The sequence below is a fragment of the uncultured Mediterranea sp. genome, assembly GCF_902493215.1.
In the GTDB taxonomy this organism is placed as follows: domain Bacteria; phylum Bacteroidota; class Bacteroidia; order Bacteroidales; family Bacteroidaceae; genus Bacteroides.
The window spans coordinates 1-22,188 of sequence record NZ_CABUOL010000031.1 but is presented as its reverse complement, the minus strand read 5'-3'; the positions used below and the strand labels follow the sequence as shown (position 1 = coordinate 22,188).

Below are 22,188 nucleotides of genomic sequence, written 5' to 3'. Positions count from 1 at the left end.
AACTGCCCTGAAGGCTCAAGTCCACACTCGGCAGCAAAGCCGATTTGGCTGCTGCCACTCCTTCATCGGCTGCCCGCAGAGCAACCTCACTTACTCTCACCTTCTGACTTTGCCGGTCGGCAAGGTCGTAAAGTGTCGTGAGTGTCATTGTCTGCACAGCCCTCTCTTGTGCACATATAGGCACAAAAAAAGCCCCTTCGGCTATCAATGTAATAGCCAAAGCGGAATAAGCCATAAGTTTACTCATGAAATAAAAATAGATGTATTGTTGTTCATTATTTTTTCCTTTAACCGTTAACTATAAGCCGTTAACCTTTGCTTATTCCCTCGGAAATACTAATAATGAACTGAGAGTCCGGACAGCATAGAATCTGCCACAATGCGCTACTAACGGCCACATCAGGGAATAATATAAAAAGATGAAAGCCGAAATTCGAGCACTATTGATTAAGAAATCCGGTGCAAAAGTACAAATAAAATTTCAATTCTGTGACTCAAAAGTGCACAGATTTTTGGTATGTATAACGTTTCATTAGTGTCCCGATTTTAATGGATGTGCCATGCTCTTCAAGAACTTTCGGAAAGTACTGCTTCCTTTTCAGAGGTAGCAGTACTCAATCATACCAATTGATGTCTTTATTCTTTTTTTGAATATTCTTGTTCCATTCTCCGATAGTAAGCATCTGCCTGTGCCAGCGTTTCGGGCTTCCCTACGTCGAACCATCCTTCGGTGTCGATGGGGTAGCACTGGATGCGGGCCTGGCGGCAGATGTCAATGTAGAAAGGGATGATGGAAAACTTGCCCGTCCACTGTCCGTGGCCCATGTAGCCGAAGACCGAGGGCGAGAGGACGTGCACGCAGCCGAAGGCCAGTTCGTTGTAGCGGCCTTCTTCGTAGGGCGTGCCGGGGGGCAGTGTCTCTCCGGTCGACTTGTTCACCCATCCGCACAGGCGGTTGCTGCCGTCGGCCAGCAGGTAGCGGGCTGTCTGGCGGTGGTTGGTCAGCAGGGTGGCGTCGGCTCCGCTTTCCACGTGGTGGCGGTAGAAGGCGGCCAGGTCTATGTGTGTCAGGATGTCGGCGTTGTGGATGAGGAAGGGCTCGCCGTCGTCCAGCAGGGGGCGGGCCTTCAGGATGCCTCCGCCGGTGTCGAGCAGTTCGCCCCGTTCGTCGCTGATGCGGATACGCACACCGAAATCATTGTTCGCCTTCAGGAAGTCGAGTATCTGTTCTCCGAAGTGATGGATGTTGATGACGATGTCGTCGAATCCGGCTTCTTTCAGCCGCAGTATCACGCGTTGCAGCATGGGAACACCGGCTACGGGGACCAGGGCCTTGGGCATGTGGTCGGTGAACGGGCGCAGACGGGTGCCCAGGCCGGCGGCAAAAATTATGGCTTTCATATCAGTTGCGGGCTTTGAAGGTTTGTTCGATGTTCTGTTCGCGGTGTATCAGGTTGACCTGTACCCCAAACTTCTGGTTCAAGTGCTCGGCCAGGTGCTGTGCCGAGTAGACGGAACGGTGCTGGCCGCCCGTACAGCCGAAGCATACGGACAGGTTGGTGAATCCGCGCTCCATGTAGCGTTTCACCGAAGCGTCGACCAGACCGTAGACGTGCTCCAGGAAGGTGGTGATTTCGCCGTCGTCCTCCAGGAAGCGGATGACGGGTTCGTCCAGTCCGGTGAAGGGCTTGTAGCGTTCGTACTTGCCGGGATTGTTCACGGCCCGGCAGTCGAAGACGAAGCCGCCGCCGTTGCCCGACGGATCTTCAGGGATACCTTTCTTGTAGGCAAAGCTGGTGACCTTGACTACGAGGCGGCGCTTCTGTAGGTCGTCGGTAAACTGTTTCAGTTGGGTCAGCTCGGTCAATACCTGGCACAGATAGGGATATTCGGGATAGGGCTCGCGGAGCAGCTGGCGCAGGTTCTCGATGGCGAAGGGCACACTCTGAATGAAGTGGGGCTTCTTTTCGAAATAGCCGCGGAAACCGTAGGCACCCAGTACCTGCATGGTGCGGAACAGCACGAAGTGGCGGAGCTGGGCCATGAAGTAGGCCTCGTCTACGGGCTGGTACTTGCGCAGGGCGTCGATGTACTCGTGCAGCAGTTCCTGGCGGAGGCTGTCAGGGTAATTGGCCTTGGCTTGCCACAGGAACGAAGCCACGTCGTAGTAGACGGGACCTTTGCGCCCGCCCTGAAAGTCGATGAGCCACGGTTCGTCGTCTTTGATCATGACGTTGCGGCTCTGGAAGTCGCGGTACATGAACGTGGCCGAACTGCTGCGCAGCAGTACGTCGGCCATCTTCTGGAAATCGTCCTCGAGGCGGTCCTCCTGGAAGTCGAGTCCGGTGGCCTTGAGGAAGCAGTACTTGAAGTAGTTCAGGTCCCACAGGATACTGCGGCGGTTGAACTCGGCCTGCGGATAGCAGTAGGAGAAGTCCATGCCTTCGGCTCCGGCAAACTGGACGGCGGGCAGCAGGCGGAGCGTCTTGCGCAGCAGCTGCTTCTCGTCCTCGCCGAAGACGCTGGTCTTGCGTCCTTTCTCGATGGCATTGAAGAGCAGCGTGTCGCCCAGGTCTTCCTGCAGGTAATAGATGTCGTCGTCCGACTTGATGAAGACCTGCGGTACGGGCAGACCCTGCCGGCGGAAGTGCTCGGCCATGTAGAGGAAGGCGCGGTTCTCTTCCACACTCTCGCCACTTACCCCAATCAGGTTAGGATTTCCCTTCAGGCGGAAATAACGGCGGTTGGAGCCCGATGCGGGCATTTCATCGATGGATTCCGGTTCGTGTCCGGTGTAGGCTATATATAGCTTTTTCAGTTCTTCTGTAATCATAGGTGTGCATCTTTTTGGCAGCTAAGATAAGGTTTTCTGTTCAGATATGGTTATCTTTGCCCGAAATAAATGCAGAAAAAATGACAAAGAGCATACCCCAATTTCTGATAGCCGCCCCCATGTCGGGCAGTGGAAAGACAACGGTGAGCCGCGGACTGATGGCATTGCTGAAGGGCAGGGGCCTGAAGGTGCAGCCCTACAAGTGCGGTCCCGACTACATCGACACGAAGTTTCACGAGCGGGCCTGCGGCCGTCCGTCGGTCAATCTCGACCTGTTCATGGCTTCGAACGCCCATGTGGAGCAGGTCTATGCCCGTTATGCAGCAGATGCCGATGTGTGCGTGGTGGAAGGTATGATGGGGATGTTCGACGGTTACAGCCGCGACCGCGGTTCGTCGGCCGAGGTGGCCCGTCTGCTCCGCCTGCCTGTGGTGCTGGTGGTCGATGCCCGTTCGGCGGCCTATTCGCTGGCTCCGTTGTTGCAGGGATTCCTGCATTTCCGGCAGGACATCCGTTTTGCGGGCGTCATCTTCAACCGGGTGGGGTCGCCCCGCCATTTCGAGATGCTGCGTGAGGTGTGCGATGACCTGCAGGTAGAGTGTTTGGGCTATTTGCCCAAGGACGCGTTGCTGGAGCAGGGGTCCCGTTACCTGGGACTGGACTTCAGCGAGCAGGAAACGGACGAGGCAGGGCGGCGCCTGCTGGCCCAACTGGAAGCGCATGTCGACATCGGCCGACTCTTGGAAGTTACCGCCGTCCCTTTGCCTGCAAGCCGTGTGGTACAAAATGAAGTGGTGGGGCACGGAGTCGTGGCCGTGGCCCGTAACGACGAATCGTTTTCTTTCCTCTATACCGAACATCTGGATCTGTTCAGGCGTTATGGCGACGTGGTGTTTTTCGATCCCGAACAGCCGGAACCGCTGCCTGCCGATACCCGTTTGCTCTATCTGCCCGGTGGTTATCCCGAGAAACATGCCGAAGCTCTGAAGGCGGCAACCGGAACACTGGAGTCGGTCCGCCGGTACATCGAAGGGGGCGGACGGACACTGGCCGAGTGCGGTGGGATGATTTATTTGTCGCAGGGAGTCTGCCTGGACGGGCAGCCTGATTTCTGTCCGCTGGCAGGTGTACTGCCGTTTTCCATTTCCAACCGGAAGGAACACCGCAAGCTGAGTCTGGGCTACCGCCGTTTCGATTACAACGGACAGACGTTGCGGGGGCACGAATTCCATTACACCCAGTTTGTGGAGAGGGCAGGAGAGCATCTGTGGCCGTCGGCAGCGCAGGTGTACAATGCCAAGGGACAGCCGGTGGACACGCCGGTGTTCCGTTACAAGAACCTGCTGGCCAGTTACACCCATCTGTATTGGGGCGAAACCGATTTGGACAAACTTTTTGAAAACGAACAATGAAACGAATCTATACAAAGACCGGTGACAAGGGGATGACCGGCATTCATGGAGGGAAGCGGGTGCCCAAGGACGACATCCGCATTGAGGCCAACGGCTGTCTGGACGAACTGAATGCCGTGATAGGCATCGTCCGTTCCTTGCTGCCTGCCGATGACGGCTGGCAGCCTCTGCTGCACGAGGTACAGAAAGAACTGATGGTGGTGATGAGCCATGTGGCCACACCGCCCGGCAAGGTGAATCCCAACGAACTTCACGCCGCCGGACTGACGCTCCGTTGCGAACAGGAGATGGACCGGCTGACGGAGCAGTTGGCCGATCACGGCTATTTCCTGCTGCCCGGCGGAACGCCCGTATCGGCCCAGTTGCATTTTGCCCGCACGGTGGCCCGTCGGGCCGAACGCCGGCTGTGGACGCTCCACCGCCAGTCACCGTTGGCGGAAGACATCCTGGTCCTGGTCAACCGCCTGTCCGACCTCTTCTTTGTCATGGCGCGCATGGAGATGCAGCGCCAGAACTGGCCGGAAGAAAAATGGCAGGAGTTTGCCTATAAGCGCAAGCGCCGGCCGGCCGACGGCGGTCAGGCCAGTTGCAATTCGTAAAGGCAGGCTTTCACTTCTTCGCTGCTGCCCAAGTGCTTCCCTTCGTCATCGGACAGCTTGACACATTCGCGCCACTCCTGGCTGGGGTTCATGCGGCAGCGGGTCAGTTTCATCACGATGTTGGCCGGCTTGAAGCCCGTGTCGTTGGTCAGGTTTGTGCCGATGCCGAAGGCACAGCGGATACGTCCTTCGCAGAACCGCTGGATGTCGAGCGCTTTCGGGAAGTCGAGTGCGTTGCTGAAGATGATGGTCTTCGTGGTGGGGTCGATACCGAACTCCTGATAGCGAGCTATCAGCCGGTCGGTGAATTCGAATTCGTTGCCCGAATCACAGCGCACGCCGTCGAACAGCTTGGCCTGCTTGCGGCTGAGGTTGCTCAGGAAGGCATCGGTCGTGTAGGTGTCCGACAGGGCTGTACCCAGGTCGCCGTCATACACGTTGACCCAGTTTTCCAGCGCCATGTAGTTGGCGTGCTTGTAGCCGAACTGCGCGCCGTGGAACATGAACCATTCGTGCGGATGCGTACCCATGGGGCGCATGCCGTATTTCATGGCAAAATAGCAGTTGGAGGTTCCCGTGCAGTACAGGGCGTGCTGTTTCAGGTAACCGATGACCGTGTCGTGTACGTCGAACGAAAAGCGGCGTCGGGTACCGAATTCCGAAAAAGACAAGTGATGACGGTTGGAAAGCGCCACCTTGTCCACCAGGCGTTCGGTTACTTGGGTCAGGTCGGGAATGTTGCCCGACACCTGATTCTTCACTTCCGATACCAGTGCCAGCAAGGGTACTTCATACAGCGTTACCTTATACATATAGTCAGTTACCTCCATATGCAGATGCCGCTCCTCGTCGAGACTGATTTTCACCTTCTCCGGCTGAAAACGGAACGAGGAAAGCCATTCCCAATAGACCCGGGGCAGGAAACGGCAACTGTGTGCCATGTATTCCAGCTCGTCTCCCGTCAGCGTAATCCGCCGCATGTTGTCGATGGCGTCCTTCAGTTCGGCCAGGAAGCGGTCGGAGTAGGCCGTATGGTCGCGGTCGGTGAAGGAAAAGGTTCCTTGCGCATTGGGAAACAGCTTGATATAGGCGTATGACGTCGTAAATTTATAGAGGTCGGTATCGAGTATGGAATAGATCATAACGGTAATATTTTTTTGTTCAGGCTGTGAAGGTACACACTTTATTCAAGTTTAGCAAGCGAATGGCGCAGTATTTATATGTTAACAAGAAAGTATAGAGTTTAAGCTATGTTATAATAATTCGTTTTTTTGTGTCTTCTTTTGGAGGATTCCGGGAAATGCCTACCTTTGCAATGTGTTTTTCATAGTATTAGATTTAAGGTTAACAAAAGATTGGCTGTCTGGGAAGATAGCCTTTTTTTTTGCTTCCTTTTCTCCTTTTTCCATTCTCTCCTTTTTATTACCTTTGCGGCTGCAAAAACGAAACGTATGAAGTTATTACATCCTCTTATGTTCGCCGGTACCGGCAGTGACGTGGGCAAAAGTATCATTGCTGCCGCCTTCTGCCGCATCTTCAGGCAAGACGGCTATCATCCGGCACCGTTCAAGGCGCAGAACATGGCGCTCAATTCCTATGCTACCCCTGAGGGACTTGAAATAGGGCGTGCCCAGGCCGTACAGGCCGAAGCTGCCGGTGTTCCCTGCCATACGGACATGAACCCCATTTTGCTGAAACCCCAGAGCGACCACACTTCGCAGGTTGTGCTCAACGGGCGTCCTTTGGGAAACCGCCACGCTTACGACTATTTCCGTAAGGAAGGCCATGAGGCGCTCCGCCGCGAGGCCTGTGCCGCTTACGACCGTCTGGCTGCCCGCTACAATCCCATCGTTCTCGAGGGGGCCGGAAGCATCTCCGAAATCAATTTGCGCGACACCGATCTGGTAAATCTTCCCATGGCTCTTCATGCGGGAGCACGGGTCATTTTGGTGGGCGACATCGACCGTGGCGGAGTGTTTGCCAGTGTGTACGGTTCGCTCATGCTGCTCCGTCCGCACGAACGGGCCTGCATCAAGGGTATCCTCATCAACAAGTTCCGTGGTGACATCCGTCTTTTCGAGTCGGGCATCCGGATGCTCGAAGACCTTTGCGGCATACCGGTCGTGGGAGTCGTGCCCTACTACAAGGATATCTATATCGAAGAAGAAGACAGTGTGGCGCTTGCCACCAAATCCATTCAGGCCGAACGCGGCAAGGTAAACATCGCCGTCGTGCTGTTGCGCCATCTCAGCAACTTTACCGATTTCAATGCACTGGAACGCGACCCGCGTGTCCATCTTTTCTATACCAACAATACGGAAGAAATAGCCAAGGCCGACATCATTCTGCTGCCGGGTTCCAAGAGTACGCTGGACGACCTTTACGAACTGAGGCGCAACGGGGTGGCGCAGGCCGTCATCCGGGCCCGGCGCGACGGAAAGACGGTCATGGGCATCTGCGGAGGCTATCAGATGATGGGACAGGAAGTGCTCGACCCCGATCATGTGGAAGGCGAAATGGAACGGCTTCCCGGGCTAGGCCTGCTTCCGGTAAGCACCCGCATGACCGGCGGTAAGGTGACGCGGCAGGTGCGCTTCACCCTCGACGCAGGTACAGGCGGGGGTTCCGGCGAAATGAGCGGTTACGAAATCCACATGGGCGTTACCACCGGTGTGTCCGACGAAGACTACAGGCCGCTGAACCGGCTGGAAGACGGACAACCCGACGGTTGCTTTGTAGACCGCACCTGTATGGGCACCTACATTCACGGCATTCTGGACAACGCGTCCTTCATAGACTTTCTGCTCGAGCCTTTTGCCGACAAGGTGAAGGAACGCAGCACGTTCGATTATCAGGCATTCAAGGAACAACAATACGACAAGCTGGCCGACCACGTGCGCCGTCACGTCAACCTGCCGCTTGTCTATCAAATTTTGACGGAACATGATTGACGGACATGGAGACGACTCCTATAAATACAGCAGGCCGATAACGGCCAATTTCAGTTCGAATGTATACGGACACCCCGACCTTTCGGGGCTGTTGGAACATCTGGCCCAATGCGTGCGCGGTGACGGCCGGCAGAAGAGCCTGGTTTCTTCCTATCCCGAGCCCGAACCTTATACGCTGGAAGCCGAACTGGCCCGGCTGATGCATCTGGCGCCCGCTTCGGTATGTGTCACCAACGGAGCCACCGAGGCCATTTATCTGATAGCCCAGACCTTCGGAGGAACCCGTACGGCCATTCTGCAGCCCACGTTCAGCGAATATGCCGATGCCTGTGTGATGCACGGCCATCGTGTCAGTTCGCTCTATACCCTGCCTTCCGGGCGGGAACGTTTTCTGCTTCCCGAAGAGATACGCATGTTGTGGTTGTGCAATCCGAATAACCCAACGGGCAGTGTCGTCGACAAGGCTTGGCTGGAGACACTTGTCGAACGCAATCCGCAGGTATGCTTCGTCATCGACCAGTCCTACGAACACTTTACGCAGCGGCCGCTGTTCCCGGCAGCCGAGGCAGCCCGCTATCCCAATGTGCTGTTGCTGCATTCCCTTACCAAGCATTATGCCATCCCGGGCCTCCGGCTGGGGTTCCTGACGGGTGACGAAGGTCTGCTGGCCCGCATACGTACCCACCGCATGCCCTGGTCGGTCAATGCGTTCGCTATCGAGGCCGGTCTCTATCTGGCTTCGAAAGGAATGCCCGATCCGGTCCGTCTGGACGAGTGCCTGCAGGAGACAGCCCGCCTGCGCAGACGGCTCGAGCAGCTGGGAGCGTTGGATGTGTGGGACACACATACGCATTTCATGCTGGTGCGCCTGCGTTTCGGCAAGGCCTCGGCACTGAAAGAATATCTGGCAGCCGAGCACGGCATTCTGATACGCGATGCGTCGAATTTCGAAGGCCTCGACGAGCATTTCTTCCGCATAGCCACCCAGACACCTGCGGAGAACGACCGTCTGGTGGAAGCCATTGCTTCCTGGCTTCAGGAATAACGAATCCTTATAAACTCTTTCTGCTTTGGAACAACTGTTGCTTATATGCTATTTGTGTCTGCCGTTGCTGGCAGCCTGGGTGCTCGACCGCTGGTTGGGCGACCCTCTCTGGATGCCCCATCCGGTCGTGGCGTTTGGCCGGGCCATTGCCTGGGGCGAACGTCATCTGAATAAAGGAAAATTCCGGTTCTGGAAAGGAGCGGCCCTGAGTGTGATAGGGGTGTCGGTCGTCTTTGTCCTGACGCTTTATCTGTTGCGTGGAGCGGCCCTGTATTCTCCGGGATTGTTGCTGGTGTTGCAGGTGCTGCTGATATTTTATTGCCTGGCAGGCACCACGCTGGTACGTGAGGTCCGGATGGTTTTCCAGGCAGCCGACCGTTCGCTTGAGGAAGGATGCCGTCAGGTGGCCCGCATTGTAGGGCGCGACACCTCGCAATTGTCTGCGCAGGAAGTCCGTACGGCGGCGTTGGAGACATTGGCCGAGAATCTGAGCGACGGTGTGGTGGCCCCCTTGTTCTGGTATGCCTTGTTGGGAGTGCCGGGCATGCTGGCCTATAAGATGGTAAACACGCTCGATTCCATGATCGGGTACCGCAACGAGCGATACCGCCAGTTCGGTTGTTTTGCCGCCCGTCTGGACGATGTGGCCAATTATATACCGGCCCGTCTGACCGCCCTGCTGATGGTACTGGCGTCGGGACGGCTGTCCCTGCTGGCTTTTGTGGCCCGTTATGGCAACCAGCATGCCAGCCCCAATTCCGGTTATCCGGAGTCGGCACTGGCCGGTATTCTGGACTGCCGTTTCGGCGGTCCCCACTTCTATTTTGGGGAAGAGGTCTGGAAGCCTTTTATCGGGTACACCGACCGTCTGCTGACCACTGCAGACATGCAGGTGGCCATCCGCATCAACCGTCGCGCCGAGGCGCTGATGATGCTGCTCGTTGTACTTACGCTGGCAGTCCGGCTGTTGGCCTGATGCCGGATCAGATGGTTACCCGGATGATGCCTCCGTAGGGCGTCAGGGCACTGAAGGCCTCCTCGGCCTTGATGAGCCCCGCATAAATCTGGGCACAAATCAGTACCCCGCCGTGGGCAAAGAGGAGGACACGCTGCCACGGTTTCTGTTTCAGTTCGTCCAGAAAACGGCCGACCCGTTCGTACTGCATGGCAAACGATTCGCCTCCGGTAGCAGCTACGTTCAGGTAGTCGGCATACCATTCCTTCAGTCTCGGGTCATCGTTGTGGTCAAAAGGTTTCATCTCCCAGGCTCCGAAATTGATTTCCATGATGCGCCGCTCTCGTTCGGCATCCGGATAACCGCAGTATTCGGCCAGCCGTACGCAGCGGGTCAGCGGACTGGTATAGACCTGTTCCGACATCTGTCCGTCGGCCAGGATTGTTTTCAGGTTGGCCAGTGTCTTGGCCGCTTCTTCTTCAAACGTCGGTTTCAGGGGTACGTCGGTCTGCCCGTAGCATACACCTGGCGGTACGTCTACCGAGGTGTGGCGTATCAGTATAAGTTCCATATAATCGCAGCAGATAGGTAAAACGATAGTTCGCATAGCAGGAACATGGCTCCGCAACAGTCGCCTGTATATCCTTGCAGCCGTTTCCTCATCAGGCTTTGCAGCAGCAGGAAGGTGAACAGGGGAACGGCCGTAGCAGGCCATGTACGCAGTGGCAGCAGGAAGAACAAGGGCAGGATGCCGCTGACGAAGGCTGTAATTCCTTCACCCCGGCTCATGCCGCTGTACACAACCTTGGCCTTGCTTTCGGCTTCGGGTCTGGCGTAGGGCAGGTAGTTGATAATCTGCGAGGCGCAGAACTTGCTCCAGCAGTCGGCGCAGAGGGCTGTCGCACACAGCACCGGCAACGGAAGCGACAGCGGAAGCTGCCACAACAGCAGAAAGTAGAAGATGAGTCCCGCCACACCGTAGGTACCGATGTGCGAATCCTTCATGATGGCCAGGATACGTTCACGCGTTGTTCCCCCGCCAAACCCGTCAAAGAAATCGGCCAGTCCGTCCTCATGCAGGCAGCCGGTCACGGCCAGCCGGGCCACGATGGCCACCAGCCAGGCTGCGGGCAAGGGCAATACCTGGCCGGACAGCCAGAGTACGCCGGCCATGATTCCTCCCGTAAGCCATCCCACCAGCGGCCAGTAGGGCACCACATGCTTGAAACACTCGGCCGGCACTTCCCTGATTTTCCAGAAGGGCAGGCGTGTGAAGAATATCAATGCAGCCAGAAAATTCATTGCTTAAAAATATTTGGTGATGGATGCGTGGGCAAAGTTGTCCATCTCGTTGATCATGCGGATTGCCGAATCCACGATGGGATAGGCGCAGATGGCGCCGGTTCCTTCTCCCAGTCTTAATCCCAGGTCCAGCAGCGGCTTGGCGTGCATGTAGTCCAATACCCGTTTGTGTCCGGTCTCGTCGCCGCAATGACCAAAGACGGCATAGTCCACGACTTCCGGATACAGCCGGCTGGCTGCCAGCATGCAGTTGGTCATGATGAATCCATCCACCAGAATCAGCATTTTCAGCTCTGCGGCCTGCAGCATGGCACCTACGGCCATTACCATTTCCAGTCCGCCGAAGTACCGCAGGACATCGCGTGTCGACCCGTTACCGTGGTAGTTTTCCATACTCTTTTTCAGTACCTCGTATTTATGACGGATGCCTGCACTGTCCAGTCCGCTGCCTGCGCCGACACATTCTTCCAGCGGAATGCCGGTGAAGTAGGTCATCCACATCGACGACGACGAGGTGTTGCCTATCCCCATTTCGCCGAAACTCAGAACGTTGCTTCCTTCTTCGCGGCAGCGGCGTACCATTTCGGCTCCCCGTTCCAGGCACAGTTCCATTTCGGCTTCCGTCATGGCCGGTCCGTACAGGTAATTGGCGGTACCGCGACGCACTTTCATGTTGATGATTCCCTTGTCGTAGGGCAGGTCATAGTCCACTCCCGCATCGACCAGCTTCAGTTGGAACCCGTGCTGGCGGCAGAGAAAGTTCACACCGGCCCCTCCGTGCAGGAAGTTGCTCAGCTGTTGCCAGGTCACTTCCTTGGGCGAGAGGCTTACGCCCTCTTCCACAATTCCATGGTCGGCAGCAAAGATAATGTTCTGTGGCTTCTTTAAGGCAGGTGTCAGTGTCTGTTGGATCAGTGCCACTTGCAGGGCTATTTCTTCCAGTCGGCCCAGTGAGCCTTTCGGTTTGGTCAGGTTATTGATTTTGTCCACGATGGCCGGTTCCATCCCTTTGTCCGGTCTTGCGATTTCGAATGTTTTCATGCTATTTTCAGTTTTACTTTATTTTCACGGGAATGCCCGACACCATCAGAATCACTTCATCGGCTTTCGAAGCGATATATTGGTTCATCCAGCCTTGCATGTCGGTAAATTTGCGTTGGATTTCGTTTTCCGAAGTGCCGCCGCTTCCTATTTCGTTGGTGACGAAGAGGAACGTGGCATCCTGTCGGGTCAGTCGGTCGAATTCGTCGCGTACAGCCTGCAGGGCTGCATCCACGTTGCTGTCCAGGTCGAAGAAGTAGTTGGTACACCACAGTGTCACGCAGTCTACCAGTACCACCCGTCCGTCCAGGCAGTGCCGGCTCAGCTCCTTGTTTTCTTCAATGTTGGTCCATTCCGGTCCCCTGCGTTGCTGGTGCTTGACGACCCGTTGTCTGAATTCGTCGTCCCAGATACGTGCGGTGGCCATGTAAACCGGAGTGGGAGAGAGGCTTAGTGCCATTTTTTCAGCATAGCTGCTTTTGCCGGAGCGTGCTCCGCCTGTTATCAATACAATCCGTTTCATTCCATCTGTTTTTCTAACGGGAAACAAAAATACAAGATTTTATTGACTTCGCTATTGCTTTTCTAAAAAAAGTCTCTATCTTTGTCCCCGCTTTGTGAAAAGAATGTTTGTAAAGACAAAGATTTCGACAGGCGGCAGTAGCTCAGTTGGTAGAGCATCAGCTTCCCAAGCTGAGGGTCACGGGTTCGAGTCCCGCTTGCCGCTCATTTTGACAATCAGAGGTTTACGTGATGTAAGTCTCTGATTTTTTTGTTTTGTAGCAGGCTGGTTTAATCAGCTGGTTTTAGCTTATACCCCCAAAACTATATTGGCATCAATATTCAATTTTTGGCTGATTTCACGGGCAACCTTCAATGTAGGTTCGCATTTACCGGAAATATAATCGCTCAAACGAGAAGGGCTGACTCCAATTAATTTTGCCAGTGCTTTCTGGTTAAGTCCCATCTCATACATACGGAGTTTCAGCACATCAACCAGAGATGGCTCTCCCAGTGCAAAATGTTCTTCTGAATAATCAGCAACAAGATTAGAAAGTAATTCCAACTCTATGCTGTTCGGATTATCGAGAGGGGTTTCGTCTGTAACCAGTGGAAGTAGTTCCTCAACCCTTTTTACAGCCCAGTCGTATTGAGCTTTGGTTTCTATCTTTGTCATAGCTCTTGGTTAATCGGTAACCGCCGATTCGGTTTAATTATAAAACAGAACAATCCGCTATTTTGTCATATTCGGCATGAGTGCCAATAAAGCGAATATAAACGAACTTTATCGTGAATTTTATCACTACAATCAGCCTGTAATTATTGCCTTTAATATTGAATACATAATGTTGGTTGCCCACATTATCCACGCTATTGAAAGTCTTTTTTACATCTGAAAAGCAGGTCCATTCACTTCTCTTGACTATGGTAACCCATTCTTGCAAAGCGACCTTTGCATCAGGATGTGCTTCTGCATATTCTTTTATAGCCTGTTCTGTAAATATTCTCATTATGTTCACTCAATTATCTATCTTGCAAAGATAAGAACAAAATTCTATTTTCCAAAATTAAATTCCATTATCCGAAATATATTGTTTGATGTGTGTTTTATCGGATGTTTGTAATCTCATTCTTCTACACCATAAATATATTCTACCGGCGATTTCTTGAAGCGCAGGATGCGGGTATCGTTGTTGCCGGCACCATTCTGGGTCAGATACAGGCCAGCCATCGATCCGTTGAAATACCATCCCTTTCCTCCCGGCTCATAGACCGTAAACAGAATGTTGTTGTAGTGTCCGTGGTAGATACCCGAGTCGTTCCACTGTGCTGCCGGGCCATACCACACCACCGGTTCGTATTGCGGAAAGTCCGGACTCTTCATGGCTATGTATATCAGGTCAGTCAGGGCCAGACCGTCTACAACGATATCATTTCTGCGTTTCTGCGTACGTTGTATTCGGCTGTGTCCCTCCCACGGGTTCTTCAGTTCATGAGTACCGTTCCACATGACCCATACGTAGTCTGTCGCGTCGAATACACGGTTGAACTCTTCCATACTCGGCACTTCGTATCCTTCCGGAGCCAGAGCCGTTGGCGACAGCCGGTTCATGTGAACGGTCTGTCCGGTTGCAAAACCGTCGAGTACGGCCGTTCCGTCCCGGTTGATTACCCGCAATCCTTTTCCGCTGTCTCCCTGATAGGCCCATCCCCACAGATCATAATACTCTTCGGCGGTACAGGTCTCCAGATATTGGAACACCGTCTGTCCGGCCATTGCCGCCGGGTCGACGGACGACAATACCTGGTCGTCAAAGGAGCGGGAATTCCCTCTTGCATTGTATTTGCACCACCACACTCCGTGCAGCCAGGTCACCGGCAGGCCATAGTTACGTCGCGACACGAGGTATTCTTCCCGTTCTGTTCCGTCTGCCTTGTTGCTGATTACCAGTTTGCCTTCCTGTATACGTCCGTTGGCGGTAGGATCGTTCGGTTTCCATCCGGCCAGCACGCGATAGACATTGTCCGTCCCTTCGCGCAGTTCCAGCTTCAGCCAGGGATCTTCGTTTCCTGCAAATTCAACCGCCAGCTGTTTGTCGTCGGGCAAGGTGAAGGTTCCCAGTTCGTTGTCAATGTAGCGGTCGAACCGGTGCGTGTAAGTTTCCGCGTCAAACGTCAGCAACCCTTCTATCTGTACCGGATTGGCCTGTAACACCAGCCGTATCCCGTCTTCGGGATACGAGTTGTCCAGACCTTTGCGGTGGAATTGCAGTGTCATCTCTTCTGCCCCCATACCGGGGGCATAGAGTGCTTTCCGTATCCGGAAGAGGTTTTTCCCTTCCAGTCCGCGGGTCTGGGCTACCGGTTCTACGGTCACCGGATAACCGGATGTTGGCAATACCTCCAACTCGTCGTCACAATCCACGGCGAGCAGCACTTCTGCTGCTCCGTGGGGAAAGATCAGGGTACTGCCTTCATCCGTTACCTGCATGTCTTCGGTCAGTTGGGACAAAGTCTGGTCGATGGTCAGACGGCTGTCCAGTCCGGGGATCAGTTCGGTATTACTTCCGTTCTCCCAGTCTTCAAGGGATGTGCTCAGTTGGATGTCGATCTGATCCTGACGTACCGTGACGGTGTAGATTGTATTTCTTTTCAGTGGTCCGTCAAACTGTTTGGTCAATGTCGTTTCCCGTCCTCCGATGAGGGCTGTTACGCTTATTTCGATGTTTGTATTTTCCTGTTCGTAGGCGTAGATGATGCCTTCCTGAGCATCGGTTATCGGCTCCGTGAAAACGACTGTCGTGTCTTTACGGTTGGCTTCGGCAGGTGAGATGATGCCATCCTGCGGAAATGCATACGCCGATCGGGCTATGTTTTTCAGTGTTACGCTGTTCACCGAAGTCACTTCGGCTGTATTGACCGTGAGGTCAAATCGGGCCAGACCTCGTTTCAACGTTACAGTTGCCGTATTGTTGGGACTGCTGGTAGTTCCCAGAGCCACTACACCCGTATAAAATTGGGCATGTCTGCCATTCATGTGAACGATGCTCGATTTCCAGTTTTCTTCACTCAGGCTTTTGGACAGCAGATCATCTGTCGGGATGGAGCCTCCTGCATAGGCCACTACATACAGATTTCCGGTACGGCTGTCTATCTGTATTTTGTGATTATCCAGAGAAGACGCTCCCAGTTCATATATTTCAGTCAAGGTACCTTTTTGAAATAGAAATGCCTTCATGTCAGTTATATCTGTGTCACTTTCTGCATTCTGGCTTTGTCCGTCGTAGGCAGCCAGACGGGTTTGTACCATGGTCGCATCCGGATTGACGGATGGCAGGTTACCTTCTGAATCATTCGAACAGGACATGCTGATCAAGGTTCCTGTTACTAAGGCTAAAACTTTCATCATTTTCTTTTTCATAATCGTTTGTTCAGTTTGTTAATAATACGGTTGTGAAATAAATGTAAAGAAATTAGTCGACTATATATTCTACCGGTGTTTTGATGCATCGGATCGTACGCGTTTTCTGTGCATTTTGGGCGCTGTATTTCCACCAGTTCTGTCCGGGCTTTTCGGCCTGTGCATAGCCTTCCATATACCAGCTGCCGCTGACTCCTGCTGTGGCCATCATAATCATCATCCGGGATATGCTTCCGTTCGTGGTGTTCCATTGATGGCCCAGGCCATACAACGTCCAGTGGTTGTTTCCGTAGGCAAAATCATAGAAAGCCACCGTGCCATACTGCTCTCCCAGGAAAGAGGCGTTCCGTTCCGTTACGGTCACCGTGATGTCCTTGCCCTGTGCGTTCTGGTAGGTCCGGGTTCCCGTACCGCCGATGTTCGAGTTGGTTCCCCATCCGAAGAACGCATAGTCATCGTAGCCGGGTACTTCGTATCCTGCCGGAGCCATCTGTGTGGCAGCCATGTTCCCCCAGTTTTGCGGATTGCTTTTGTAACCTTCGTGGTAGAACACACTTCCGTCGTGCCGCAAAGGCAGTTCGTCGGGGTTTCCACCCTGATATTGTCCGCCCATCCACGCCAGCAGTTCGTCGTCGCTGCAGGTAGCCAGCACCTCGGCCAGCGGCTTCTCCAGGGCCTGGTCGTCGGCAATGCTCACCTGGTCCTCAAAGCTTTTGACATTTCCCCTCAAGTTGTACTTGCACCACCAGGTACCGTCTATTTCCACCACCGGCAGTCCCCAGTTCACCCGTCGGATGGGGTAGGTCTCCCGGTTGCTTCCGTCTGCGTCACTGATGACCAGTCGGGCTTCCTGCGTACGGCCGTCCGCCTTGGGGTCGTTGGGCTTCCATCCACCCAGTACACGGTATCCGTCTTCGCTCTCTGCCAGTTTGAGCCAGGGCGTTTCCCCGTCTCCGGTTTCTATCATGGCCTGTTTGCCTTGGGGAAGTGTCAGACGTCCCAGCTCGCCGTCTACATATCGCCCGAAGTCACAGACACCGTTCTCGTCCAGTACGATGCTGCCCTCCAGCTTGATGGGGTTGGGTTCGCAGGCCAGTACCACCCGTCCCGTCCATGTCCGGTCCTTGTACAGGTCCAGGTGGATATATTCCCAGTTACTGCCCGGAAAGCGGTGTCCGGCCGATACCGTCACGTTGCCCACATGCTCCAGGTTTCGTGTGGCTGCCGTCTGTACCGTAACTTTGTCTACCTGTCCTTCCATGCTTACCGTCGTACCGCTTTCGCCGTTCAGGGCGAGGCGGAAGTCGCTGCCCATGTATGGGATGAAGACGCTGTCTCCCCGTTCGTTTACCCGTACGTTGGCGGGCAGGTCTGAGGCTTCCAGATTGACCAGGGCACGGTTTACGGTTTCCGTACCGGTCGTGCTTCCCTGTTCCCATCCGTCTGACGTGATGTTCAGGCTGACGTCGTCTCCCCGTCCGTACACGTGCAGCGTATAGGTCGTGTTTCGCCGCAGGATGGCAGGCAGCGCAGCCTTCATCCGGTGCAAGGCTCCTCTGAAACGTACCAGTACCTCGGCAGTCATTCCTTCACCGCTTTGTTCGCAGGCGTAGAGCCATGTTTCGCGACCGTTGGCCAGCGGAGTGTCGAACGTCTTTTCAAACGCCCCTTTTTCCGTCTGTTCTGGACTGGCGATTTCCGTCTGTTCGTTGATGTACCCTCTGTCTGCCAGCTGCGAGATGCTGGCCTGGAGCACTTCCACCCCCTTGTCCGTCGACTCGATGTCTATCCGTGCCACGCTTCTTTTCAGCTTTACCTCCAGATTTCCGGCCGTTGTTTCGGCCAGGTCTGCCTGTCCGCTCATCAGCAAGCCTTGCGCAGCCATGTCTTCTTTTACGGCCCATAGTTTCTTGAATTCCTCCAGTGTGGTGCCGGCAGTCAGGTTTTCCAGCCCTTCGACGTGCGATGCGTTGGCCAGCACCATCAGTACCCCGTCGTTCGTTTTCAGGTCAAGGCGGCATGTCCCGTCCTTTTCCGGTGTCATCGGTCCGAACACCTCCTTCAGGGTTCCTCCGTCGAAGCGGTAGATGCGTATGTCGTTCAGTTGCGCGTCGTCATTGCCGGTTTGCGTTCCGGCCGTTTCCGTGGCCAGCAGGCGTACGGTTGTTCCGGTGTGGGTCTCCATGCTGTCCCATGCCGTATCGGCATGACATCCGGCCATCAGCAGAGGCAGCAGGACACCCCATATTCGGTTGAATGTATTCATCGGTTACAGTTTTTTAAGTTGTTGTTCAAAATACGTACGCTTGTCAATAGAGCGTCGGGTTGTTCTTGCTGTCCAGGTAGGAGGCAGAGTCGATGGGGAATTTATGCAGGTTGTTCACATAAAAGTGATTCATCAGCTGCTGTGCCCAGGGGCCGTAGGTGAACGAACTGCTGTGGTTGTATCCCATGACATGCCCCAGCTCGTGGAACATGATTTCACAGGCATAAGCATTGGTATAGTGGGTAACCCATGCAGACTGGTAGGCTCCGAATATGTTTCCTCCTCCCAGACCGATTACTCCGTTGCCGGGGTATACCAGTCCCACCTGCAGGGTCCTCTGCTGTCGCATCTGTGACAGTACCTTTTCGGCGGTCACCTTGTCGTCCACACCCCCGTTACCATACAGGAGGTCTTCGTTCTCTTTCAGAATATCCTCGTGCTCCTGCATGTCTATCATATAAGTGAAGTTGATGAACAGCGCCACCACTTCGCGGCAGTGTACCGGGCGGATACCCATCCAGTTGCCTACCGGTCCTCCGTCGGGCAGGTCCGGATCGCCGCCATAGAGTCCGAAGTAGATGTTCCATCCGTGCTCTATCTCCTGTAGCTTCGCCCAGTAGGGATCGTCCGATTCCACCTTGAATTCCAGCGCGGCCAGTTCTTCCGGTTCCAGTCTGTCTATCTCGATCAGCTTTCCCGCTTCCGTCCGGTACATACCTTTTCTGCTGACAAGAGTCGTCTTCTGGTAGAAGTCGGCAAAGGCCGGTATGGAATCGAAATAGGCCAGGTCGAAGTAGTCGTTGCCTGCCGCCTGCAGCCTTGCCTTCACCAGTACCCCTTTCAGGTCGCGTGGCGAGTAGAAGCGTGCGTGCAGCCGTCCTTCGTCGTCGATGTCCAGCTGCAACGGTTGGGCTGTGTTGAATTTCCGCTGTGCCGGGTCGGTGTACACGGTTTTCGGCTCTCCGTCCTGCAGGATCAGGGCATGTCTGCCTTCGTTATAGGCCGTCCGTGTGACAAACAGCGTGCCCAGGTAATCGTCCGGATGCACCATTTGCGCGTTCACCCGGCTGATCCGGTTGGCACAAAGCGAATCCGTTGCGAAGCGGTAGCTGCATGCCACCGTTCCTCCACGGTAGTTCCGGGTCTCGAGGTCGATTCGTCCCTCTACCTCTGTTCCTGCCACGACGGGCATGAAACAGAACGCTTCCGCCTGGCTCAGGTCCAGCTGCTCCATGGTGCCGTTACTTTCTCCGGCATATCCGCCGTCTCCCGTGAAGCGGGTATAGAAGCGCGCGTTCTCCAGTGTCAGGGTTTTCTGTGTCACGGCCGTGCGTACATTCTCGTTGTTGTACAGCAGGGCGATGTCCATCCGGCCCATGATTCGTTTCTGTACGATTTCGTCCGGCAGCTGTGCTTCGTGTTCATATCCGTCTGCCGTCTGTATCCGCTCCACGCTGAAAGGCGTCTGCGAGTAGAAGTATTCCGCTTCCAGCGGTTTTCCAAGGTCTTCCGGAAAACCTATCCATTCGTCCGTCAGGTGTTCCATACGGCGTATGGTAGCCCCGTCAGCCTGTTCGTCACCCCGTACAGCCAGAATCAGCAACCTGTATTCCCCTTCTTTCAGTCCCTCGATTTTCATCTCCTGGCTCTGCGGGTTGTAGATTCCCTTCAGCCCGCCGACGATGTAGCCCTCTTCATCGGCCACGCAGAACTCCACCCGGTCGTAGGGTTCCGTTTCGCCGGTGGTGCTGCGGGTTGTCCCCGGATTCTCGTACTCCTCACTTCTGAGCCTGACGGACGTGCCACCTGTCCGGTTGCCGGTGTGTTCCGTCCATTCCTCCTGTTGGCAGGATACAAAGGCCAGTGCGCATAACAATGTGATCCAAACAATCTTTTTCATCCTGTCTTTTTGTTAGTGTCAATAATTCTGTTGCTCAAAATGTTCAACAGCATTCAAAACACGTCCATCTGCCTATTTGTTTAATGCCCCTCACCGGACAGGCGACTTTTTGACGCAGGTCAATTGAGTGGAGAGTGGAGAGTTGAGAGCGAAAAGGGGAGAGTTACTTTGTGTACATTCTGTTTCCAGCCCGTACACACCTTCCCGTCAGCTTGTCTACATCCTGTCGTCCGGGCGTTTTTCCTTTGCCAGGGCCGCGATGAGGTACTTGCCACGGGCGTTGATATCCTTCCAGCGGGTGGAGTGGAGCACCTTCCACACATGGCCGCCCAGGCGGCCGTAGTCCGATAGGCGGAGAATGGCCTGCACGTCGGCGGGGTCGGTGATGCGCTTCTGTTGCAGCGTCAGGAGCAGCCCCTCGTAGTTGTGCGTCCGTTTGTTCAGCGCATATTCCGGCGGGCCCTGCTTCGACCGGTTTTCAGCAGGATCTTCTTCCTTCATACTTGTTGTGCTTTGCTCTGCTCTACTTTGCTCTACTCTGCTTTGTTGGAAATTGCTTACATTTTCGGCAGAATTGCAAGCATTTTTATCCGGTGCTCCGGCATTCGGCGCTTTACTGACTGTTTCCGTACCCTTTTCCGGGGTCACGAAACGTTCCATCAGGAAGGGTAGGGAGGCCGGCTCCCTCCCTTTCCTGCGTTTGGTTGCGTCGAGCCATGCCTCCTGGATTTCCGCCGAAGTCAGCACCCCCTGCTTCTTATACAATTCCCGGTCGAAGAAGCCCTTCTCCACCAGAATGTCCACGATGCCCTGCATCTCCTCCTCGCTGATGTCCCGTCCCACCTTGTTGGAAAACAGTGCCCTCTGCTCCGGGTTCCAGGGCAGGTAATACCCGTTCTCCTTGTAGATTTTGCACAGCAGTTTGAGTACCACCGCTACGCCCTTCAGTCCGAACCGGGCTTCCACCAGCTCCATGGCGATATTTTCCGGCAGATTCACCTCCACCGGAAAATACAAGATACCTGTATACCTCATGGCCATAGCTGCTTCAGACGATTGGTTTCCACTCCATGAAATTCTCCAGCTGGAAGCTGTCCCATACCTGCCGTTCCAGGTCCCAGTAGACCACCGTTCCCTTGACCCGTCGCAGGTCGTACTTCCGACCGAAGGCATGCTCGTAGGGCAGGAGGGTGGCCCTTACCAGCCTGAATTCGCCGTTCTGCTTGCGGTGTGCCACCGCCGCTTGTCCGTACTGCATGTAGTCCAGCAGGCTCATCAGCCGGTCTGCCATCCAAGCTGCACTGTATTCACTGTAGTTTTTCTCCAGGCGGATGCGTATCGCCCACCGTTTTTTCAGCGCTTCGTATGCCGAAGCCTTTTTTCTGTTTCTTTTCATAATCCGATGTTGTTTTTTGGTTACGCCGCAAAAGTATGTACCCTTCTTCACATCCGATGTTTTTAAAAGAAACTTTACTTTCTGATAGGTTTCCAGCTGCCTTTCCGTCGGAACTGTTTGAATTCATCCTTTCGGGTAAGCTCATCCCATACCATGTAAACCTCCTTGATGAGCGTGCTGTAGCTCAATGGCTTGCCGTTTTTATCCACAAACATCTTTGTTCCGGTCAGGAAAGCGAGCGAAGGGGGCCATCCTCCCGTTGGCCTTCCTGTCGAAATCTCCCGACAAATAACCGATCAGTAACATTTCAATATAATATAGCCGGTCTTCTTGAATGCCTTTCAGGTCTGGTTCCCTTTTCCGGCCTCTTTTTGGGGGATTGGCCTCATTTTCAGCCACATGATTCTCATTCGGTGCTCTCATAATATGTTCCGATTTAAGAGGTTTGTACTGTTGTTTGTTCTATGGTATTTGCGATAATTAAAAACAGTTAAATTCTTGGCTGCATTTAGAAGCTGTTTAAAATTTATTCAAAAATAATTTTATGGCGGCAATTTGCACCATAG

At 54.3% G+C, this 22,188-nt stretch carries 20 protein-coding genes and 1 tRNA gene; 6 read left to right on the top strand and 15 right to left on the bottom strand.

Annotated elements, in window-relative coordinates; all coding sequences use genetic code 11:
* Positions 1-636: 636 nt before the first annotated feature.
* Both RDO88_RS13060 and RDO88_RS13055 read right to left on the bottom strand, forming a co-directional pair.
* Positions 637-1,401, bottom strand: coding sequence for a sugar phosphate nucleotidyltransferase (locus RDO88_RS13060; RefSeq protein ID WP_307759779.1), 765 nt, complete (start codon positions 1,399-1,401; stop codon positions 637-639).
* A gap of 1 nt (position 1,402) precedes the next feature.
* Positions 1,403-2,833: a phosphotransferase gene (locus RDO88_RS13055; RefSeq protein WP_307759778.1), complete on the bottom strand. Its 1,431-nt coding sequence runs from the start codon at positions 2,831-2,833 to the stop codon at positions 1,403-1,405.
* Positions 2,834-2,913: 80 nt separating this feature from the next.
* Between RDO88_RS13055 and RDO88_RS13050 the strand changes: the two genes are divergently transcribed.
* Together RDO88_RS13050 and RDO88_RS13045 are read left to right on the top strand one after the other, a co-directional pair.
* Positions 2,914-4,245, top strand: coding sequence for a cobyrinate a,c-diamide synthase (locus RDO88_RS13050; RefSeq protein ID WP_307759777.1), 1,332 nt, complete (start codon positions 2,914-2,916; stop codon positions 4,243-4,245).
* Positions 4,242-4,844: a cob(I)yrinic acid a,c-diamide adenosyltransferase gene (locus RDO88_RS13045; RefSeq protein ID WP_307759776.1), complete on the top strand. Its 603-nt coding sequence runs from the start codon at positions 4,242-4,244 to the stop codon at positions 4,842-4,844. Before RDO88_RS13050 ends, RDO88_RS13045 begins: the two co-directional genes overlap by 4 nt.
* On the opposite strand, the gene pncB is transcribed toward RDO88_RS13045, so the two are convergent.
* Positions 4,823-5,995, bottom strand: coding sequence for a nicotinate phosphoribosyltransferase (gene pncB, locus RDO88_RS13040; protein WP_307759780.1), 1,173 nt, complete (start codon positions 5,993-5,995; stop codon positions 4,823-4,825). The genes RDO88_RS13045 and pncB overlap by 22 nt on opposite strands.
* 300 nt (positions 5,996-6,295) lie before the next feature.
* Between pncB and RDO88_RS13035 the strand changes: the two genes are divergently transcribed.
* The 3 genes from RDO88_RS13035 to cbiB are packed head-to-tail and all read left to right on the top strand — an operon-like array spanning position 6,296 to position 9,816.
* Positions 6,296-7,795, top strand: a complete 1,500-nt coding sequence (locus RDO88_RS13035; protein ID WP_307759775.1) for a cobyric acid synthase — start codon at positions 6,296-6,298, stop codon at positions 7,793-7,795.
* Entirely contained in the window at positions 7,788-8,840 is a 1,053-nt protein-coding gene (locus tag RDO88_RS13030; protein ID WP_307759774.1) for an aminotransferase class I/II-fold pyridoxal phosphate-dependent enzyme, read from the top strand. Before RDO88_RS13035 ends, RDO88_RS13030 begins: the two co-directional genes overlap by 8 nt.
* A gap of 25 nt (positions 8,841-8,865) precedes the next feature.
* On the top strand, positions 8,866-9,816 hold the full coding sequence (gene cbiB / locus RDO88_RS13025) for an adenosylcobinamide-phosphate synthase CbiB (protein WP_307759773.1): 951 nt from the start codon (positions 8,866-8,868) through the stop codon (positions 9,814-9,816).
* 7 nt (positions 9,817-9,823) lie between these two features.
* On the opposite strand, the gene cobC is transcribed toward cbiB, so the two are convergent.
* From cobC to cobU, 4 genes are read right to left on the bottom strand one after another with little or no spacing between them, the layout of a single operon-like run.
* Entirely contained in the window at positions 9,824-10,366 is a 543-nt protein-coding gene (cobC, locus tag RDO88_RS13020) for a histidine phosphatase family protein (protein WP_307759772.1), read from the bottom strand.
* Entirely contained in the window at positions 10,351-11,097 is a 747-nt protein-coding gene (gene cobS, locus RDO88_RS13015; RefSeq protein ID WP_307759771.1) for an adenosylcobinamide-GDP ribazoletransferase, read from the bottom strand. Before cobS ends, cobC begins: the two co-directional genes overlap by 16 nt.
* Before the next feature lie 3 nt (positions 11,098-11,100).
* Positions 11,101-12,138 carry a nicotinate-nucleotide--dimethylbenzimidazole phosphoribosyltransferase gene (gene cobT / locus RDO88_RS13010; protein WP_307759770.1) on the bottom strand — a complete coding sequence of 346 codons (1,038 nt, stop codon included), beginning with the start codon at positions 12,136-12,138 and terminating at the stop codon, positions 11,101-11,103.
* 13 nt (positions 12,139-12,151) lie between these two features.
* Positions 12,152-12,661, bottom strand: coding sequence for a bifunctional adenosylcobinamide kinase/adenosylcobinamide-phosphate guanylyltransferase (gene cobU, locus RDO88_RS13005; RefSeq protein ID WP_307759769.1), 510 nt, complete (start codon positions 12,659-12,661; stop codon positions 12,152-12,154).
* Positions 12,662-12,792: 131 nt separating this feature from the next.
* Here cobU and RDO88_RS13000 point away from each other — a divergent pair.
* A tRNA-Gly gene (locus RDO88_RS13000) sits at positions 12,793-12,865 on the top strand.
* An 84-nt stretch (positions 12,866-12,949) separates the two neighbouring features.
* On the opposite strand, the gene RDO88_RS12995 is transcribed toward RDO88_RS13000, so the two are convergent.
* The 8 genes from RDO88_RS12995 to RDO88_RS12960 all read right to left on the bottom strand — a co-directional run bounded on the left by RDO88_RS12995 (position 12,950) and on the right by RDO88_RS12960 (position 21,837).
* Positions 12,950-13,315: a helix-turn-helix domain-containing protein gene (locus RDO88_RS12995; protein ID WP_307759768.1), complete on the bottom strand. Its 366-nt coding sequence runs from the start codon at positions 13,313-13,315 to the stop codon at positions 12,950-12,952.
* Between the two features lie 37 nt (positions 13,316-13,352).
* Positions 13,353-13,649 carry a type II toxin-antitoxin system HigB family toxin gene (locus tag RDO88_RS12990; protein WP_307759767.1) on the bottom strand — a complete coding sequence of 99 codons (297 nt, stop codon included), beginning with the start codon at positions 13,647-13,649 and terminating at the stop codon, positions 13,353-13,355.
* Positions 13,650-13,765: 116 nt separating this feature from the next.
* Entirely contained in the window at positions 13,766-16,048 is a 2,283-nt protein-coding gene (locus RDO88_RS12985) for a hypothetical protein (protein WP_307759766.1), read from the bottom strand.
* Between the two features lie 64 nt (positions 16,049-16,112).
* Positions 16,113-18,326 carry a hypothetical protein gene (locus RDO88_RS12980; protein WP_307759765.1) on the bottom strand — a complete coding sequence of 738 codons (2,214 nt, stop codon included), beginning with the start codon at positions 18,324-18,326 and terminating at the stop codon, positions 16,113-16,115.
* 43 nt (positions 18,327-18,369) lie between these two features.
* On the bottom strand, positions 18,370-20,226 hold the full coding sequence (locus tag RDO88_RS12975) for a hypothetical protein (protein ID WP_307759764.1): 1,857 nt from the start codon (positions 20,224-20,226) through the stop codon (positions 18,370-18,372).
* Between the two features lie 216 nt (positions 20,227-20,442).
* A complete protein-coding gene (locus RDO88_RS12970; RefSeq protein WP_307759763.1) occupies positions 20,443-21,267 on the bottom strand; it encodes a Lin1244/Lin1753 domain-containing protein in 825 nt (274 codons plus the stop codon).
* Between the two features lie 7 nt (positions 21,268-21,274).
* Positions 21,275-21,622 carry an SH3 beta-barrel fold-containing protein gene (locus RDO88_RS12965; RefSeq protein WP_307759762.1) on the bottom strand — a complete coding sequence of 116 codons (348 nt, stop codon included), beginning with the start codon at positions 21,620-21,622 and terminating at the stop codon, positions 21,275-21,277.
* A gap of 74 nt (positions 21,623-21,696) precedes the next feature.
* Complete coding sequence (locus tag RDO88_RS12960; protein ID WP_307759761.1) at positions 21,697-21,837, bottom strand: hypothetical protein; 141 nt, start codon at positions 21,835-21,837, stop codon at positions 21,697-21,699.
* Between the last annotated feature and the right edge of the window lie 351 nt (positions 21,838-22,188).

Excerpts from the sequence above, each read along its gene's own strand:
- RDO88_RS12965 (WP_307759762.1), bottom strand. The coding sequence starts at position 21,622 with ATGAAAAGAAACAGAAAAAAGGCTTCGGCATACGAAGCGCTGAAAAAA.
- cobS (WP_307759771.1), bottom strand. The coding sequence starts at position 11,097 with ATGAATTTTCTGGCTGCATTGATATTCTTCACACGCCTGCCCTTCTGG.
- RDO88_RS12975 (WP_307759764.1), bottom strand. The coding sequence starts at position 20,226 with ATGAAAAAGATTGTTTGGATCACATTGTTATGCGCACTGGCCTTTGTA.
- RDO88_RS12995 (WP_307759768.1), bottom strand. The coding sequence starts at position 13,315 with ATGACAAAGATAGAAACCAAAGCTCAATACGACTGGGCTGTAAAAAGG.
- RDO88_RS13030 (WP_307759774.1), top strand. The coding sequence starts at position 7,788 with ATGATTGACGGACATGGAGACGACTCCTATAAATACAGCAGGCCGATA.
- RDO88_RS13060 (WP_307759779.1), bottom strand. The coding sequence starts at position 1,401 with ATGAAAGCCATAATTTTTGCCGCCGGCCTGGGCACCCGTCTGCGCCCG.
- cobC (WP_307759772.1), bottom strand. The coding sequence starts at position 10,366 with ATGGAACTTATACTGATACGCCACACCTCGGTAGACGTACCGCCAGGT.
- RDO88_RS13050 (WP_307759777.1), top strand. The coding sequence starts at position 2,914 with ATGACAAAGAGCATACCCCAATTTCTGATAGCCGCCCCCATGTCGGGC.
- RDO88_RS12980 (WP_307759765.1), bottom strand. The coding sequence starts at position 18,326 with ATGAATACATTCAACCGAATATGGGGTGTCCTGCTGCCTCTGCTGATG.
- cobT (WP_307759770.1), bottom strand. The coding sequence starts at position 12,138 with ATGAAAACATTCGAAATCGCAAGACCGGACAAAGGGATGGAACCGGCC.
- RDO88_RS13045 (WP_307759776.1), top strand. The coding sequence starts at position 4,242 with ATGAAACGAATCTATACAAAGACCGGTGACAAGGGGATGACCGGCATT.
- cobU (WP_307759769.1), bottom strand. The coding sequence starts at position 12,661 with ATGAAACGGATTGTATTGATAACAGGCGGAGCACGCTCCGGCAAAAGC.
- RDO88_RS13055 (WP_307759778.1), bottom strand. The coding sequence starts at position 2,833 with ATGATTACAGAAGAACTGAAAAAGCTATATATAGCCTACACCGGACAC.
- RDO88_RS12985 (WP_307759766.1), bottom strand. The coding sequence starts at position 16,048 with ATGATGAAAGTTTTAGCCTTAGTAACAGGAACCTTGATCAGCATGTCC.
- RDO88_RS12970 (WP_307759763.1), bottom strand. The coding sequence starts at position 21,267 with ATGGCCATGAGGTATACAGGTATCTTGTATTTTCCGGTGGAGGTGAAT.
- RDO88_RS12990 (WP_307759767.1), bottom strand. The coding sequence starts at position 13,649 with ATGAGAATATTTACAGAACAGGCTATAAAAGAATATGCAGAAGCACAT.
- RDO88_RS13035 (WP_307759775.1), top strand. The coding sequence starts at position 6,296 with ATGAAGTTATTACATCCTCTTATGTTCGCCGGTACCGGCAGTGACGTG.
- RDO88_RS12960 (WP_307759761.1), bottom strand. The coding sequence starts at position 21,837 with ATGTTTGTGGATAAAAACGGCAAGCCATTGAGCTACAGCACGCTCATC.